The organism is Streptomyces sp. NEAU-sy36, assembly GCF_013423905.1.
Classification (GTDB): Bacteria; Actinomycetota; Actinomycetes; order Streptomycetales; family Streptomycetaceae; genus Streptomyces; species Streptomyces misionensis.
Window position 1 is genome coordinate 7,629,791 of sequence record NZ_CP058977.1, and the last position, 15,903, is coordinate 7,645,693.

The 15,903-nt window shown below is 72.4% G+C and carries 13 protein-coding genes; 8 read left to right on the plus strand and 5 right to left on the minus strand.

Features of this window, described 5'->3' with window-relative positions:
• Positions 1-46: 46 nt before the first annotated feature.
• Together HZZ00_RS33440 and HZZ00_RS33445 are read left to right on the plus strand one after the other, a co-directional pair.
• A complete protein-coding gene (locus tag HZZ00_RS33440) occupies positions 47-1,018 on the plus strand; it encodes a YrhB domain-containing protein (protein WP_180329836.1) in 972 nt (323 codons plus the stop codon).
• A gap of 152 nt (positions 1,019-1,170) precedes the next feature.
• A complete protein-coding gene (locus tag HZZ00_RS33445; RefSeq protein ID WP_257585510.1) occupies positions 1,171-2,118 on the plus strand; it encodes a hypothetical protein in 948 nt (315 codons plus the stop codon).
• Positions 2,119-2,361: 243 nt separating this feature from the next.
• Here the strand turns inward: HZZ00_RS33445 and HZZ00_RS33450 are convergent, their stop codons facing one another.
• From HZZ00_RS33450 to rpsL, 5 genes are all read right to left on the minus strand, one after another.
• On the minus strand, positions 2,362-3,303 hold the full coding sequence (locus HZZ00_RS33450; RefSeq protein WP_257585511.1) for a hypothetical protein: 942 nt from the start codon (positions 3,301-3,303) through the stop codon (positions 2,362-2,364).
• Positions 3,304-3,486: 183 nt separating this feature from the next.
• Complete coding sequence (gene tuf, locus HZZ00_RS33455; protein ID WP_070026322.1) at positions 3,487-4,680, minus strand: elongation factor Tu; 1,194 nt, start codon at positions 4,678-4,680, stop codon at positions 3,487-3,489.
• 156 nt (positions 4,681-4,836) lie between these two features.
• Complete coding sequence (gene fusA, locus HZZ00_RS33460) at positions 4,837-6,963, minus strand: elongation factor G (RefSeq protein ID WP_070026323.1); 2,127 nt, start codon at positions 6,961-6,963, stop codon at positions 4,837-4,839.
• A 39-nt stretch (positions 6,964-7,002) separates the two neighbouring features.
• Positions 7,003-7,473 carry a 30S ribosomal protein S7 gene (gene rpsG / locus HZZ00_RS33465; RefSeq protein ID WP_003998848.1) on the minus strand — a complete coding sequence of 157 codons (471 nt, stop codon included), beginning with the start codon at positions 7,471-7,473 and terminating at the stop codon, positions 7,003-7,005.
• A gap of 2 nt (positions 7,474-7,475) precedes the next feature.
• Positions 7,476-7,847 carry a 30S ribosomal protein S12 gene (rpsL, locus tag HZZ00_RS33470; protein ID WP_003948652.1) on the minus strand — a complete coding sequence of 124 codons (372 nt, stop codon included), beginning with the start codon at positions 7,845-7,847 and terminating at the stop codon, positions 7,476-7,478.
• 466 nt (positions 7,848-8,313) lie between these two features.
• On the opposite strand from rpsL, the gene HZZ00_RS33475 reads away from it, so the two are divergent.
• The 6 genes from HZZ00_RS33475 to HZZ00_RS33500 all read left to right on the plus strand — a co-directional run bounded on the left by HZZ00_RS33475 (position 8,314) and on the right by HZZ00_RS33500 (position 15,871).
• On the plus strand, positions 8,314-9,036 hold the full coding sequence (locus HZZ00_RS33475; RefSeq protein ID WP_180329837.1) for a Crp/Fnr family transcriptional regulator: 723 nt from the start codon (positions 8,314-8,316) through the stop codon (positions 9,034-9,036).
• 158 nt (positions 9,037-9,194) lie between these two features.
• A complete protein-coding gene (locus HZZ00_RS33480) occupies positions 9,195-10,049 on the plus strand; it encodes a hypothetical protein (RefSeq protein WP_180329838.1) in 855 nt (284 codons plus the stop codon).
• Positions 10,046-12,202 carry a hypothetical protein gene (locus HZZ00_RS33485; RefSeq protein WP_180329839.1) on the plus strand — a complete coding sequence of 719 codons (2,157 nt, stop codon included), beginning with the start codon at positions 10,046-10,048 and terminating at the stop codon, positions 12,200-12,202. Before HZZ00_RS33480 ends, HZZ00_RS33485 begins: the two co-directional genes overlap by 4 nt.
• Positions 12,203-12,221: 19 nt before the next feature.
• Positions 12,222-13,448 (plus strand): PE-PGRS family protein, encoded by a 1,227-nt coding sequence (locus HZZ00_RS33490; RefSeq protein WP_180329840.1) that lies wholly within the window; start codon positions 12,222-12,224, stop codon positions 13,446-13,448.
• The gene (locus HZZ00_RS33495; protein WP_180329841.1) at positions 13,445-13,969 is read left to right on the plus strand and encodes a Pycsar system effector family protein; all 525 of its coding nucleotides are present in this window, start codon (positions 13,445-13,447) and stop codon (positions 13,967-13,969) included. Before HZZ00_RS33490 ends, HZZ00_RS33495 begins: the two co-directional genes overlap by 4 nt.
• 897 nt (positions 13,970-14,866) lie before the next feature.
• Positions 14,867-15,871, plus strand: coding sequence for a M48 family metalloprotease (locus HZZ00_RS33500; protein WP_180329842.1), 1,005 nt, complete (start codon positions 14,867-14,869; stop codon positions 15,869-15,871).
• The last annotated feature ends 32 nt before the right edge of the window (positions 15,872-15,903 follow it).

Here is a 15,903-nt window from a genome sequence, read left to right on the forward strand (position 1 = left end):
AGAACAGGTGTCGGGCGGCGGCCGGAGAAAAGGAGAGGGGACCGGGATGATGAGCCGGGAGGAGGCCGTGGCGGCGGCCGAGCGGTATCTGCGGACCTCGGCGTATCCGGAGCGCGCGCAGTCCGTCGTGATGCTCGCCGAGACGGCGCTCTGGTACCCGTACGGCTGGACGGTGCGCTTCGACTTCCGGGAGCACCTGGAGACGGGGGATCCGATGCAGGGCCCCTTCAGCTCGCTCCTCGTCGTCCCGCACGACGGGACGGAAGTGCACTTCCCGCCGACCCACATGCCGGCGGAGGTGTATCTGGCGCAGCGGGCCGCGGCGGCGGTGGTGAACGCCGACGGGCCGCGTGCGCGCGCCGAGGCGTGGTTGCGGCACACCTACGGCGGTCTGGTGGAACCGGCCGGGCCGGACCGTGAGCCGGTGTACGAGACGGCCACGGCCTGGCTGTTCGCGTGCCGGGCGGTCCCCCAGCCGGGCTTCGGCGACCCGGCGATGCTCGCCGCCTCGGTGGTGGTGCCGAAGGACGGTGGCGCCCCCTTCCACCCGTCCCCCAGCGATCCGCTGGCCGACATGGAGCCGGGTGCGGCGCAGAGGGCGGCTGGCCGGGGCCTGCACGCGCGCGGCTGCCTCGTCGCCGTGCACTGCGGGATCGACGGCATACCGGTCTCGCCCCTGCCCTGGAGCCCCTTCCACGAGGCCCCCGGCTGGTGGGACCGGCTCGCGCGCCGCTACTTCCCGGAGTTCGCGCCGGTGGCGGTGAGCGGCTGGGACGACGTGATCGGCGCGGTCGGGGAGCCGGGGCCCGGCACCCGGGGCGTCGTCCGGGTACGGCGGCAGATCGGCGGCCACGAGATCAGCGGGAATCTGGTCTACGTCCACAACAACCAGGGCCGGGTCGTCCTCCTCGACGGCCTGGCCGGGACCCTCGCCCGCCTCGATCCGCCGCCGCTGATACGGGAGTTGACGCTGCTGCGGGCTTTGCCGCAGGCCGCCTGGCGACCGGCCGCCGGGTGACTCGCCGTCCCGGCGGTGCCGAACAAACCGGTGGGGCGTTGTCAGTGGCCTGTGCCAGGATCCACATCGATCGCAGCCGGCAACGGATGCGGCGCGCATCCTGCCGCCCGCGTCGGCGACGCCCGCGTACACAGATATCCGGGGGGTATCCCATGTCACGATTGACGGCTCTTCCGCTCAGCGGCGCCCGGCCCGGTTCCGCCCTGGCCCGCCTCACCACCGTCTTCGCCCTCACGCTGGCCTGCGCCGGCGCCACCACCGGCCTGCTGAACGCCCCGGCGGCGCAGGCCCAGACCGTCTCCGACGGCTCGCTCGCGTTCAGCGGCGACTCGGGGGACTACATCAGCGGTGGCCAGTCGTACTCCTACGGCACCTCGTCCGGTGACGGCCTCGACGTCTACGCCTCCACCGACGACAGCCACATATCCGTCAGCGTCAACGGCGCGAACGGCGACTGGTGGTACCTGGACCTCGCGGCCCCCTCCGGTCAGGCGCTCGCGCCGGGCGACTACACCGGGGCCACCCGTTACCCGTTCAACTCGGCTGCCGAGCCAGGCCTTTCGGTGGACGGCAACGGCCGCGGCTGCAACACGCTCACCGGTTCGTTCCACATCGCCGACGTCGCCTTCGGGCCCAACGGGTACGTGCAGAAGCTGGACGCCACCTACGAGCAGCACTGCGAGGGAGGCTCCGCCGCGCTGCGCGGTGAGGTGCACATCGACAACCCGGCGCCGCCGGCCGCGCTCGACCTCGGTGTCTCCGTCGGTCTCACGGGCAAGGCGAGCACCCTCGACGGCAAGGCCACCATCGACGGCACGGTCAGCTGCAACGCGCCGGTCAAGGTGTCCGTCTCCGGGGACGTCACGCAGGTCGCCAAGAAGGTCCTGATCAAGGGGTCGTACGCGACGACGGTCGACTGCGAGCCGGGCACCCCGGCCGCCTGGACGGCCGTGGCCGACCCCACGGGCACGACCCCGTTCCAGAAGGGCGACGTGGCGGTCAACGCGCGCGCCTCCGCCGTCGACCCGAACTACGGGCAGCTCGTCACGGCGAACCAGACCGCCGTGGTGTCCCTGGACAGGAGCAAGACGGTGAGCTGACGCGGGAGCGGTAGGGGCGGCGGGTGGCACCGCCGGGGGGCAGCCGGTCCGGGCCGGTACGCCCGCCCGGGTGCCGCCCGCCGCCCCGCCGCGTTTCCGCCGTCCTCGCCGCGCACCCGGACCTGCGGAGGCCGCCCCGCCGTGTCCCGCCGCCCCGCCGGCCGGCCCTTTCGCCCCGCCGTACCCCGTCGCCCCACCCTTTCGCCCCGCCGTGCCCCGTCGCCCGCCAAGGCTCCGCCGCGACTACACGTTGCTCACTGCGGCCTTGCCGCCGGTCCAGTCCCCCTGTTCCGGCACCAGGTTGTTCGCGCTGAGCACGCCGTCCTCGGCCGGCAGGCCCAGCGAGGTGCGCAGGGTGCCGACGGCCGGGTCGCGCAGGGAGACGACCAGGCGGTAGGCCGGCTGGCCGGTGACGGTCCGGTGGGAGTCCGTGGGGGGCTGGAGCGCCTCCGCCACCGAGCGGGCGTCGTAGCCGGGGCACAGCGCCTGGGAGGGCAGGGTTATCTCGCCGCCGGTCCCGTCGCTCACGTCGACGGAGGCGCCCTTCTTCGAGGAGGACCAGGTGACGGGCAGCCCGTGGGCGCCGGCCACCAGCCCCTGCGGGCCCTCTATCTCCACCGCCACGCCCTGGCCCCCCAGGTTCCGCGACAGTTCCAGGGACTTCTTCGCGCCGGGGGCGAAGCCCAGGCCCACGGTGAGGTGGCCCGGCGAGCGGGACGACAGCTTCTCGTAGCCGTAGGAGGCGAGAACCAGGCGCGGACCGGAGCCGGTGTCGGAGGGCTCGGGCTTGTCGGCTTCGGGCGGCAGCGGGAAGTGGTGGTAGTCGCCGGTGCCGCACTGGTTGCCGTCCGAGGTGCCGCCGCCGGGCAGGGAGACCGCCTTGGCCGGGCCGGAGACGGGCCCGGAGGACTGCGGTATCAGGCCCATCTGGAAGGCGCCGAAGGCCACCACGGCCCCCGCGGCCAGCCAGGGCGCCGCGCTCGCCAGCCAGGCGGTGGCCGACCTGGTGCGCTTCGGGCGGCGCGGGCGGCGCAGTCGTACGGCCGCCATCCGGGCCCGGGCCGACGGCTCCTTGGGGGCGCGCCCGCCGCCGCCCGCCACCACCTCCCGCAGGAACGCGTCCCACTGCTCGTCGGACGGGGAGGAGGGGTCGTCGGGGCCTTGGGCGGGCGGGACGGTGCTCACGCGGGTCACTTTCCTCGGATGATCGGCCTGCGGTGGTCGGCCTGGGGGCAAGGTCATTCCTAAGCGGCCCGGCGCCGTCGCACAAGGGGTTCCGGAAAGTGGCGGACATGCGAAGAGGCCCGTACGACCGGAGTCGTACGGGCCTCTCCCGAGGTCAGTCAGTGACCTTCAAGCAAGCGGAACTTACTTGACGATCTTGGTGACCTGGCCGGCGCCCACGGTGCGGCCACCCTCACGGATGGCGAACTTCAGGCCCTCTTCCATGGCGACCGGCTGGATCAGCTGGACGGACATCTCGGTGTTGTCGCCCGGCATGACCATCTCGGTGCCCTCGGGGAGGGTCACAACGCCCGTCACGTCCGTCGTACGGAAGTAGAACTGCGGACGGTAGTTGTTGAAGAACGGCGTGTGGCGGCCACCCTCGTCCTTGGACAGGATGTAGGCCTGAGCCTCGAACTCGGTGTGCGGGGTGACCGAACCCGGCTTGATGATGACCTGGCCGCGCTCGACGTCCTCGCGCTTGATGCCGCGGAGCAGCAGACCGACGTTCTCACCGGCCTGGCCCTCGTCGAGCAGCTTGCGGAACATCTCGATGCCGGTGACCGTGGTGGAGGTCTTCTCCGGCTTGATGCCGATGATGTCGACGGTCTCGTTGACCTTGAGGACACCACGCTCGATACGGCCGGTGACGACCGTACCGCGGCCGGTGATGGTGAAGACGTCCTCGATCGGCATCAGGAACGGCTTGTCGACGTCGCGCTCCGGCTCCGGGATCGCGGTGTCGACGGCGTTCATGAGGTCCAGGACGGACTGGGTCCACTGCGCGTCGCCCTCGAGGGCCTTCAGCGCGGAGACCTTGACGACCGGAACGTCGTCGCCCGGGAACTCGTACTCGGAGAGGAGCTCACGCACCTCGAGCTCGACGAGCTCCAGGATCTCCTCGTCGTCCACCATGTCGGCCTTGTTCAGGGCGACGACGATGTACGGAACGCCGACCTGGCGGGCCAGGAGCACGTGCTCCTTGGTCTGCGGCATCGGGCCGTCGGTGGCGGCGACCACCAGGATCGCGCCGTCCATCTGCGCGGCACCGGTGATCATGTTCTTGATGTAGTCCGCGTGACCCGGGCAGTCGACGTGGGCGTAGTGACGCGCCTCGGTCTGGTACTCGACGTGCGCGATGGAGATGGTGATACCGCGCTGGCGCTCCTCGGGCGCCTTGTCGATGTTGTCGAACGGGGTGGCCTCGTTCAGCTCCGGGTACGCGTCGTGCAGCACCTTGGTAATGGCGGCCGTGAGGGTCGTCTTACCGTGGTCGATGTGACCGATGGTGCCGATGTTGACGTGCGGCTTAGTCCGCTCGAACTTCGCCTTCGCCACTGGGGTCCTCCTGTGGAGTGGTTCTGTACGCCTTACTTCATCGGCGCCAGGTGATCTTTGCTGTTAATGCCCGGGGCCCGGGGCAAACATCCGGGTTCACGGCTGTTTGCCCCTGGAGGCTCCGGAGTCAAGCCTAAAGCGTGGGAACGCGGTGCGTTACTCGCCCTTGGCCTTCGCGATGATCTCCTCGGCGACGTTCCGCGGAACCTCGGCGTAGGAGTCGAACTGCATCGAGTAGCTTGCGCGACCCGACGTCTTGCTGCGGAGGTCGCCGACGTAGCCGAACATCTCCGACAGGGGCACGAGGCCCTTCACGACGCGGGCACCAGCCCGCTCCTCCATGGCCTGGATCTGGCCACGGCGGGAGTTGATGTCGCCGATGACCTCACCCATGTAGTCCTCGGGCGTGGTGACCTCGACGGCCATCATCGGCTCAAGGAGCACGGGCGAAGCCTTGCGCGCGGCCTCCTTGAAGGCCTGCGAACCGGCGATCTTGAAGGCGAGCTCGGAGGAGTCGACCTCGTGGTAGGCACCGTCGTGGAGGATGACACGGACACCGGTCATCTCGTAGCCGGCCAGGATGCCGAACTGCATGGCCTCCTGCGCACCGGCGTCGACCGAAGGGATGTACTCCTTCGGGATGCGACCACCGGTCACCTTGTTCACGAACTCGTACGAGGTGTCGCCGCTCTCGATCGGCTCGATGCCGATCTGCACCTTCGCGAACTGACCGGTACCACCGGTCTGCTTCTTGTGCGTGTAGTCGACGCGCTCGACGGCCTTGCGGATCGTCTCGCGGTAGGCCACCTGCGGCTTGCCGACGTTGGCCTCGACCTTGAACTCGCGCTTCATCCGGTCGACCAGCACCTCGAGGTGAAGCTCGCCCATACCGCCGATGACGGTCTGGCCGGTCTCCTCGTTGGTGTGCACCTGGAAGGAGGGGTCCTCCTCCGCGAGACGCTGGATGGCGACACCCAGCTTCTCCTGGTCACCCTTGGACTTGGGCTCGATCGCGACCTCGATGACCGGCGCCGGGAAGTCCATGGACTCCAGGATCACCGGGTTCTTCTCGTCGCAGAGCGTCTCACCGGTGGTGGTCTGCTTCAGGCCCATGACGGCGACGATGTCGCCGGCGCCCACCGCGTCGATCTCCTCACGCTTGTTGGCGTGCATGCGGTAGATCTTGCCGATGCGCTCCTTCTTGCCCTTGACGGAGTTCAGCACCGAGGTGCCGGACTCCAGGCGGCCCGAGTAGACCCGGACGAAGGTGAGCTTGCCGAGGTGCGGGTCGCTCATGATCTTGAACGCCAGCGCGGACAGCGGCTCGTCGTCGGACGGCTTGCGGCGGACGACCTCCTCCGGGTCGTTGACGGCGTGGCCCTCGATGGCCTCGACGTCGAGCGGGGAGGGGAGGTAGCGCACGACCGCGTCGAGCAGGGGCTGGACACCCTTGTTCTTGAACGCGGTGCCGCAGAACACGGGAGTGACGGTGGTGCCGTCGCTCTTGCCGGACGCGATGGTGATGCGACGGATCGCGGCGTACAGCTGCTCCACGGAAGGCTCCTCGCCCTCCAGGTACAGCTCCATGATCTCTTCGTCGTTCTCGGCCACGGCCTCGAGCAGCTTGCCGCGGTACTCCTCGGCAGCCTCGGTGTGGGTGTCCGGGATGTCGACGATGTCGTACATCTCGCCCTTGGTGGCCTCGGCGGACCACACGAAGGCCTTCATCGTCACCAGGTCGACGACGCCCTTGAAGTCCGCCTCGGCGCCGATCGGCAGCTGCATGACCAGCGGCTGCGCGCCCAGACGGTCGACGATCATGTCGACACAGCGGTGGAACTCGGCACCGGTGCGGTCGAGCTTGTTGACGAAGCAGATGCGCGGAACGCCGTAGCGGTCCGCCTGACGCCACACGGTCTCGGACTGGGGCTCAACGCCGGCGACGCCGTCGAACACCGTCACCGCACCGTCGAGCACGCGCAGGGAGCGCTCCACCTCGACGGTGAAGTCGACGTGACCCGGGGTGTCGATGATGTTGATGGTGTGGTCGACGTCTTCCAGCGGCCAGTGGCAGGTGGTGGCAGCAGAGGTGATCGTGATGCCACGCTCCTGCTCCTGCTCCATCCAGTCCATGGTGGCAGCGCCGTCGTGGACCTCACCGATCTTGTAGGACACACCGGTGTAGAACAGGATCCGCTCGGTGGTGGTCGTCTTGCCCGCGTCGATGTGGGCCATGATGCCGATGTTGCGCACCTTGGCCAGGTCAAGCGAAGTGGTAGCCATAAGGCTTCAGTCTTCTCTCGGTCTCGATGTGGACTGCGACTACCAGCGGTAGTGCGCGAAGGCCTTGTTGGACTCGGCCATCTTGTGCGTGTCCTCGCGCTTCTTCACAGCGGCACCCAGGCCGTTGGAGGCGTCGAGGAGCTCGTTGAGCAGACGCTCGGTCATGGTCTTCTCGCGACGGGCGCGGGAGTAACCGACCAGCCAGCGCAGCGCCAGCGTGTTGGCACGGCCGGGCTTGACCTCGACCGGAACCTGGTAGGTGGCACCACCGACACGGCGGGACTTGACCTCGAGGGTCGGCTTGATGTTCTCAAGGGCGCGCTTGAGGGTGATGACCGGGTCGTTGCCGGTCTTCTCGCGCAGACCCTCCATGGCGCCGTAGACGATGCGCTCGGCGGTGGAGCGCTTGCCGTTCAGCAGCACCTTGTTGATCAGCGAGGTCACCAGAGGAGAGCCGTAAACCGGGTCGATGATGACCGGGCGCTTCGGGGCGGGGCCCTTACGAGGCATTCTTACTTCTCCTTCTTGGCGCCGTAGCGGCTGCGGGCCTGCTTGCGGTTCTTGACACCCTGGGTGTCGAGGGAGCCGCGGATGATCTTGTAGCGAACACCCGGCAGGTCCTTCACACGGCCGCCGCGCACGAGCACGATGGAGTGCTCCTGCAGGTTGTGTCCCTCACCCGGAATGTAAGCGGTGACCTCGATCCCGCTGGTCAGACGCACACGCGCGACCTTACGCAGGGCCGAGTTCGGCTTCTTCGGGGTGGTCGTGAACACACGCGTGCAGACGCCGCGACGCTGAGGGGAACCCTCAAGTGCGGGCGTCTTGTTCTTCTCGACCTTGTCCTGCCGGCCCTTACGGACCAGCTGCTGGATCGTAGGCACTACTTCTCCGGTTTCTGTGTGCCGATGGGTACAGCTAACCTGGAACGTCGCCGACCCACGCGGTCGGGTGTGTCGAATCCGCCAGACTCCCGCCGCAAGGCGAAAAGGGCGCGAATTACGGTGGCCGGTAGCGGCTCGCCATACGGTTTCAAGGCACGCACAGCAGCCAGGGCACACCCCAGGCACAAGGTCTGAGAGTACCTACCTCACGGACTTCGGTCAAAACAAATGGAGCAGCCCCCGACACGCTGGACTTTCCCACCTCGTCAGCATGGTTTTGTCCCCATCGTCCGCCACCCGGCGGCGGGGCGCCACAGCACGGCGTCGCGGCTGGTCGCACACCTTCGCTCGCTCCCGCTCCCCCGTCTCCGCCGCATGGCCGGATTCCGCTCTTGCCGGGCTGCCGCCGGATGCCCTTTCAGTACGTTGATCCGTCCACCGCGGTGAACGATTCGGGGGAACCGGCATGGCGAGCAAGTGGACCGCGTCCGCTCCGTACGACGGCGGTCTCGACGACCGGGTGCCGTTCCTGGCCCGGCTGGAGGCCGAGGACCGGGCGGCGCTGCTCGCGCTGGGCCGGGAGCTGACCTTCACCGCGCGGTCCGTGCTCATCCACCACCACGAGCCGTCCTCCCACGTACTGGTCCTCGTGCAGGGCTGGACCAAGGTGACCGCGGCCGCGGCCAACGGCTACGAGGCCCTGCTCGCACTGCGCGGGCCCGGCGACATCATCGGCGAGTCGGCCGCGCTGACCGGCCGTACCCGCTCGGCCACCGTGACCGCGCTGGAGCAGGTGCGGGCGGTGGCCGTGCAGCGCGAACGGTTCACGGAGTTCCTGGCGCTTTCCCCCGCCGTCTCCTTCGCCCTGCTCGGGCTCACCTCGGACCGCACCCGCGCCGCCGACCGGCGCCGGCTGGAGTTCGCCTCCATGACCGTCCGGGAGCGCTTCGCCACCCTGCTGCTCGACCTCGCCCGCACCCACGGCCGACGCACCGCCGAGGGCGTCGAACTCTCCGTGCCGCTGAGCAAGCAGGAGCTGGCCGGCTCGGTCGGCGCCTCGCGCGAGGCGGTGCAGCGCCTGCTGAAGGACCTGCGGGAGCGCGATGTGGTGCGCACCGGCCGCCGGGCGCTGGTGATCGTACGACCGGACGTGCTGCGACGGCTCGCGCGGGCCGACGCGCCGGAGTGAGCGCCCGCGCACACAGCGCACTTCCCGGCCGCCGCCCGCTCTGTGCACACGGTCACAGTCCCAGTGGGTCATCCGTCCTCACGCCCCCGCGGCGCCAGGCGCCACCCTGCTGACGGCGGCGCGGCCCCCACCACCACGGCACCGACCGAGAGGCAAGCATGAAAGATCCCGTGAGCCGGACGATCCTGCTGTTCGACATCGAGAAGTACAGCGACCGGGACGACGTCGAACAGGCCTATCTGCGGCGCGTGCTCTACGACATCGCCGACCGCGCGCTGGAACGCGCCGGCGTCGACGAGACGCTGCGGCAGCGGGCCGACCGCGGCGACTCCGTCATGGAGCTGATCGACGCGGGCGCGTCCGTCCCGGCGCTGCTGCGGGCCCTGCTCACCGAGGTGCCCGCCCGGCTGCACGGGTACAACCGGCTGGCATCGAGCTCCGCCCAGATCAGGCTGCGGGGCGTGGTCGCCACCGGGTACGTGGCCGTGGACGAGCACGGCGGCTGGGTCGGTTCCGACCTGAACCACGCCTGCCGGCTGCTGGACGCCCCGCTGCTGCGCGCCGCGCTGCGGGAGCGGGACAACGGCTTCGCGCTGTGCGTGTCGGAGGGCGTGCACACCGGCGTCGTGCGCCACGACCACCACGGCATCCGGGCCGCCGAGTTCCATCCGGTGACCCTGACCAGCAAGAACGGGCCGCTGCGCGCCTGGCTGCACGGGCCGGTGCCGAGCGGCGCCACGGACCACGGTGGAACGGGGGCGGGGGAAGCCCCGGTGCCGGGCACGTCGGGGGACGTCCCGGCACCGGGGTCGCCGGCCGCCGGGGCCCCGGCGGCACCCGCCCAGGCGCCGTCCACGCCCGCGTCGCCGGGCGCGGGTGGCGTGGTGTTCGACTTCGGCGGCGGGTCGCCCCGGTTCGGCGGCAGCCTGGTGGCCGGGGACCAGCACGGCGTCTCCGGCGGGCAGGTCACCGGGGACGTGCACCTCGGCGGCACGGCGGGTGAGGGCGCATGACGGCTACCGCCGCCGTCGGCGAGCCGGCCCCCGACGAGCAGGCCCCGCCGGTCCGGCCGGTCCCCGACGAGGACCCGTGGCCCGCCGCCGGCCCGGACCCGGAGGAGGAGAACAGCCACGAGGCACGGGCCGCCCAGCGTGAACTGGTGGCGCACACCCCGGGCTTCTTCCTCGGCGAGGACACCCGTTTCGGCGGCAGCCTGGTCGGCGGCTCCCAGCACGGTGTGTCGGGTGGCCGGGTGGACGGCGACGTGTACCTGGGCGGCCGTACCGAGATCCACCACCACGGGCCCGTGGGGACCACGCCCGACGCCTCCGGCGAGGTGCCCCGCGAGCGGATCGAGGAGCTGGCCGCCGTCTTCGCCGAGGGGCCCGCCTTCGCGGCCGCGCTGGAGCGGCTGCGCGAGGAGCGGGTGCTGGTCCTCTCCGGCGCCCACGCCACCGGCCGCAACGCCGCCGCGCTGATGCTGGTGCACCGCCTGGGCGTCCCCGCCGTGCACGCCCTGAGCCCCGAGACCGCGCCCGCCGCGCTGAGCGGCGCGCTCACCCAACCCGGCGGCTACGTCCTGCGGGACCTGCCGCTCAGCCGCAACCGCCCGCTGCGCGACACCCATCTGTTCGCGGCCCGGGACCAGCTGGCCAGGACCGGCGGCTGTCTCGTCGTGACCGTGGAGAACTCGCCGCATCTGCCCGGGGTCACGCCCTGCCCCTGGGCACCGCCGCCCGCCGAGGACGTCGTACGGGCGCTGCTGCGCCGGCACCGGCCCGAAGAGGCCGACGCCCTGCTCGCGCTGGCACCCGTGGCCCGCTTCCTCGCGGACACCGACCGCCGTCCGGCCGAGGCCGCCGCGTTCGCCGGGGCGCTCGCGGCGTACGACGGCAGTCCGCAGGCGCTGGCACGTCTCGCGGACTTCGGGCAGGCCGCCGTCGAGGAGCAGTGCCGCGCCTGGCTCGGCGATCCGGAGCTGGGGCTGCGCGACAAGGCCTTCATCATCGCGCTGGCCGTCTTCGACCAGGCGCCCTACGTGCTGGCCGCCGAACTCGCAGACAAGCTGTTCCTGCACTTCGAACGGTTGCAGCATCCCGAACGGCCGCCCACCGTCCCGGTGTTCGGACCGGCCGCCGAGGACCGCCTCGTCCTCGCGCGGGCCGCCGGCGAGGTACGGCAGGAGCAGACCGAGTGGGGGCCGGTCCCGCAGTTCATGGCCGCCTTCCACGACGAACGCACCCCGCACGTCCTGCTCACCGAGATGTGGACCGGGCACCCCTCGGCCCGCCCGGCCCTGGTGGAGTGGCTGCGGGAACTCGCCCGCGACGGCCGTCCCCTGGTCCGCACCCGCGCCGCCGCGGCCGCCGCGCTGCTCACCGCCGCCGACCTGCCCTCGGCGATCGCGCTGCTCGTCAACGGCTGGGCCACCGCGGAGGCCGTCGGCCCGCGCGTCACCGCCGCCAACACGCTCGCGCTGGCCCAGCTGCTCGACGTGCCGATCGTCCTGCGGCTGCTCAGCCAGTGGTGCACCGACGGCCACCGGGGACGGCGGTGGACCGCCATCCGCGCCCTCGGCCTGCTCGCCCCGCTCCGCCCCGACCTCGCCGGGCCGGTCCTGGAGGCGCTGGCCGCCCGCGCCCGGATCGACGCCAGCAGCCCGGCCGAGCAGGACCACCTCACCGAGTCCGCCGCCCTGCTGCTCTCCGCCGGTCAGCGCCGCGAGGAGGTGCTCGCCGAGTTCGTACGGCTGTCGCAGCGGGACACGCCGGCGGTCCGCGACCTCGCCCTGGCCGCCTTCGCGCGCGCGTGCGACAACGACGAGGAGGGCGCGCTCGTCGGCTGGTACGCCGAGACCGGCATGTACCAGCAGGACGCCGCCCGGGACCTGGCCACCCTGTGGCGCGCCGCGCTCAACGACCGCACCCACACCAGGGCGGCGCTGACCGCCCTGCGGACCTGGGTGCACGTCGCCACCCGCCGCGCGGACGCCGCCACCGCCCTGGAGCTGCTGCTGCCCGCCCTGGTGGTCAGCGCGGACGACCGCAAGCGCCTCGACCACGCACTGCGCACGATGCGCGCGCAGGACGGCGGCCCCCGCCCTCCGATGGCCGAGCACCTGCTCACGGTGCTGCACCCGGCGCCGACGAGCGCTGAACGACCCTGAGAAAACGAGGAGTTGAGTCATGGCGGACTTCCGCCGCCCACCGGAGTGGTCGCAGAACGCCGACCGGCACACCGCGCTGATCGACCCGGTCCTGACCGTGCGCCCGATCTCGCGGTTCGACTACACCGTGCGCCGGCAGGTCGGCGCGATCGACCACGCCCTGGTCTTCGTCACCGCGGGCGGCTCGTACGACGTCTACATGCCCCCGCACCGCCCGAGCCGCGCGGAGGCCACGGCCCGCCGCTACACCTCCGTGTACGAGGTGGACATGGGCAGCCACCCGGTCCGGCTCGAACTCGAACTGCCCAGCGACGACGACGCGTTCTCCTTCAGCGGCACCGCCGACCTCACCTGGCGGGTGGCGGACCCGAAGGCCCTCGTGGCGAGCGGCGAACGGGACGTGCCGACCCGGCTCGCCCGGGAACTGCACCAGGTGGCGCGCCCGGTCACCCGGGGCTTCTCCATCGAGGACAGCCCGGGCGCCGAACGGGCCGTGCAGCAGGCGGTCACGGCTGAGGGCGTCTTCGCCGCGGGCACCGGTCTGCACGTCACCTGCGCGGTGCGGCTGCGACTGGACGACGAGGCGATCGCCCACCGGCGGCGCCTGCGCACCCTGCGCTACGAGTCGGAGATGCTCGATCCCGAGCACGAGTTCCGGATGCGCCGGGCGCAGCTCGACCACCATCTGGAGGTGCTGCGCGAGCAGCAGGCCCAGGAACTGGCCGCCCAGAAGATCGCGTTCTACCGGTACTGGCTCCAGCACGGGGGCGTCGCGACGTGGGCCCTGCACCTCGCGGCCCACCCCGGGGACACCGGGATGGTCGTCGGCAACCTGCAGAAGGAGCAGCTGGGCGCCATCCGCCAGGAACTCGAACTGATCGCGGGCGACACCCTGGAGGACTACGAGAAGGCCGAGGCGGCCCGCTCCGTCCTGCGCTCCGTCGACGACCTCATGCGCGAGCAGTCGGCACCGCCCCAGGCGCTGCCCCCGGCCCCGCCGCAGCCGTACGTCCCCCCGCAGCCCACCATCCCTCCCCCGCCTCCCGGGGCCCCGGCCCCGTACGCCCCGGCCGCACAGGGGTCGGCCGGGGCGTACGGCTCCCCTCCGGGGCCCCCGCGGGACGGGGCGGCCCCCGCCGCCGCACCGCCCGTCCCGCCGCTGCCGCCCCCGCCGGCCGTGCCGCCGGCACCCGGTGCGGCCCCGTGGCGCACGGACACGGACCCGTCCGAGACGGGCGCGCCATGACCACCCCCGACACCACCGCACCGCCGAGCACGCCCGTACGGCACACCGCGGAACGGCTGCTCGGCGAGTTGCGCGACGAGATAGCGCGGGCCGACGCCAAGGCCTCCGTCCTGGTGGCGGCGCTGGGCCTGGCGGCCGGGCTGTTCACCGGGCTGGTCGCCGGGCGGAACTGGTCGCCGGGCCGGCTCTCCGGTCCCGCGGCCACGCTGTGGTGGGCGGGGGCGGCGGGGCTGGCCCTGTCGCTGCTCGCGCTGCTGCTCGCGGTACTGCCCCGCTACCGCGCCGGGTCCTGGGTGGCGGGGCGCCCCCTGTGCTACTTCGGCGACATCCACCAGGCGGTCCGGGAGGGCCGGCTGGCCGAGGCGCTCGCCGACACCGAACGGGACCCGGGCGCCGCCCTGCTCGCGGCGCTCGCCGAGAACAGCCGGATCGCGGCGTCCAAGCACCGGTGGATCCGTACCGGTCTGGTCGCCTTCTCCGCCGGTGTCCTGCTGTTGCCCACCGCCGCGCTCGTCGGCTGACGTCCCCGCACGCGAAGGAGCCCGCTCATGCCCCAGCCGCCGGACACACCACCGCAGTACCCCGAACCACCGGCCCCGCCCGCCTACCCGAACGCGACCGCTCCGGCGGCACCGCCCGCTCGTCCGGGCACGGCCACCCCGCCGACCGCCCCGCCCGCTCGTCCGGGCACGGCCACCCCGCCGACCGCCCCGCCGGCCTGTCCGCCCCAGGCGGCTCCGGCCGCCCCTGAACCGCGGGACGCGGCCACTCCGCTCGCCCCCGGGCCGTCGGCCCCGGCCACCCCGGACCCGCGGAACCCTGCCGCGCCGCCCGCCTACCCGGGCCCGGCCGCCTCCGCGACACCGCCCCCGTACCCCGGCACGGCCACCCCGGCAGCACCGCCGACCTACCCAGGCCCGGAAACCCCCGCGGCACCGCCTGCATACCCGGGCACGGTCACCCCGACAGCACCACCGGCCTACCCGGGCACCCCGACAGCCGCGCCCTTCACCTCCGGGACGACGGCCCCGACCACCCCACCCGCCTCCGCACCGCCCACGTACCCAGGCCCGACCACCCCCGCAGCACCGCCCGCCCACCCGGGCCCGGCACCGGCTTACCCCGGCCCGCCGGCCGCCCCCGTCGCACCGCCGTATCCGAGCGGATACGCGAACCCGCCGGCCCCGCCTCGGTACCCGGACACCACGCCCCCGCTCGCCCCGCCCGCAGGACCGCCCCACCCGGGGCGACCCCCGGCGTACCCGGGGCACCCCGCGGACACCTCGGTCCCCGCCCCGTCGCACCCGGCACGGCCCCCCGCCCACCCCGAGCAACACGCGCCCGCGCTCCCCGGTCGGCCTCCGGCGTATCCGGTCCCGGGAGCCCCGGCGTCGGTCACCGGTGGCGCCGTGCCGCCGATGCCCGCGCTGCCCCCGGGCGCCACCCCGCCCATGCCCACGTTCGCGCCGGACGACCTCGAATACCGTCACCGCGGTGCCCGGGTGCACGTCGCCGAGCACCAGCGGGGGGCCGACATCACGGCGATCGGGCGGCTGGCCGTGCAGGTGCCGGGGGCCCTGGTCAGCCTCGCCCTGGTCGCCACCGTCGCGGTTGGTCTGTTCGGGACGGGCGTGGGAACGGTGGTGGTCCTGGCCTGGGTCGCATCGGGTCTGCTCGTCTTCCACCGGCCGACCGAGCTGGCCTTCGCCCGCATCGTGCTCAAGCTGCGCCGGCCCTCCGAGGAGGAGCGGGCCCGGCTGGAGCCGGTCTGGCACGAGGTGACGGCGCGCGCGGGCATAGAACCGGGCACGTACCAGCTGATGGTGCAGAACAGCGACGACCTGAACGCGGCCGCGGTGGCCGGTCATGTCGTCGCCGTCACGACGTACTCGCTCAACCGGATCCCGAGCAGCAACCTGGCCGCCGTGCTCGCGCACGAGCTGGGCCACCACACCGGCGGCCACGCCTGGGCCGGTCTGCTCGGCTACTGGTACTCCCTGCCCGGCCGGATCGCCTGGGCGGTGACCCGGACGCTGGCGGCGTTCGCGCTCCTGATCACCGGGTACTTCTCCGTCGTCGCGACGCTGGCCCTGGGCCTGTTCATGGCGCTGGCGGTGTTCTGCGCGTTCGTCATCGCCTGGTACATCGTGATCCCGCTCGTGCTCGCCCCGTTCCTGCTGGCCTACGCCGGCCGGCGCGGGGAACTGCGCGCCGACCAGCAGGCGGCCGAGCTGGGCTTCGCCCGCGAGCTGGCCGAGGTCCTGTACCACCTGGAGACCGAGCAGGCCACGAAGAAGGCCGCCCTGGCCGCGCAGGGCCAGAAGCTCAAGGAGCCCGGTCCCCTGGGCCGGCTGCTGTCCTCCCACCCGAGCCACCAGACCCGGCTGACCGCCCTGGGGCACTACGCGGGTCTGCCCCGCTGACGTCCCCCGGACACGCCGAAGGGCGGCCACCC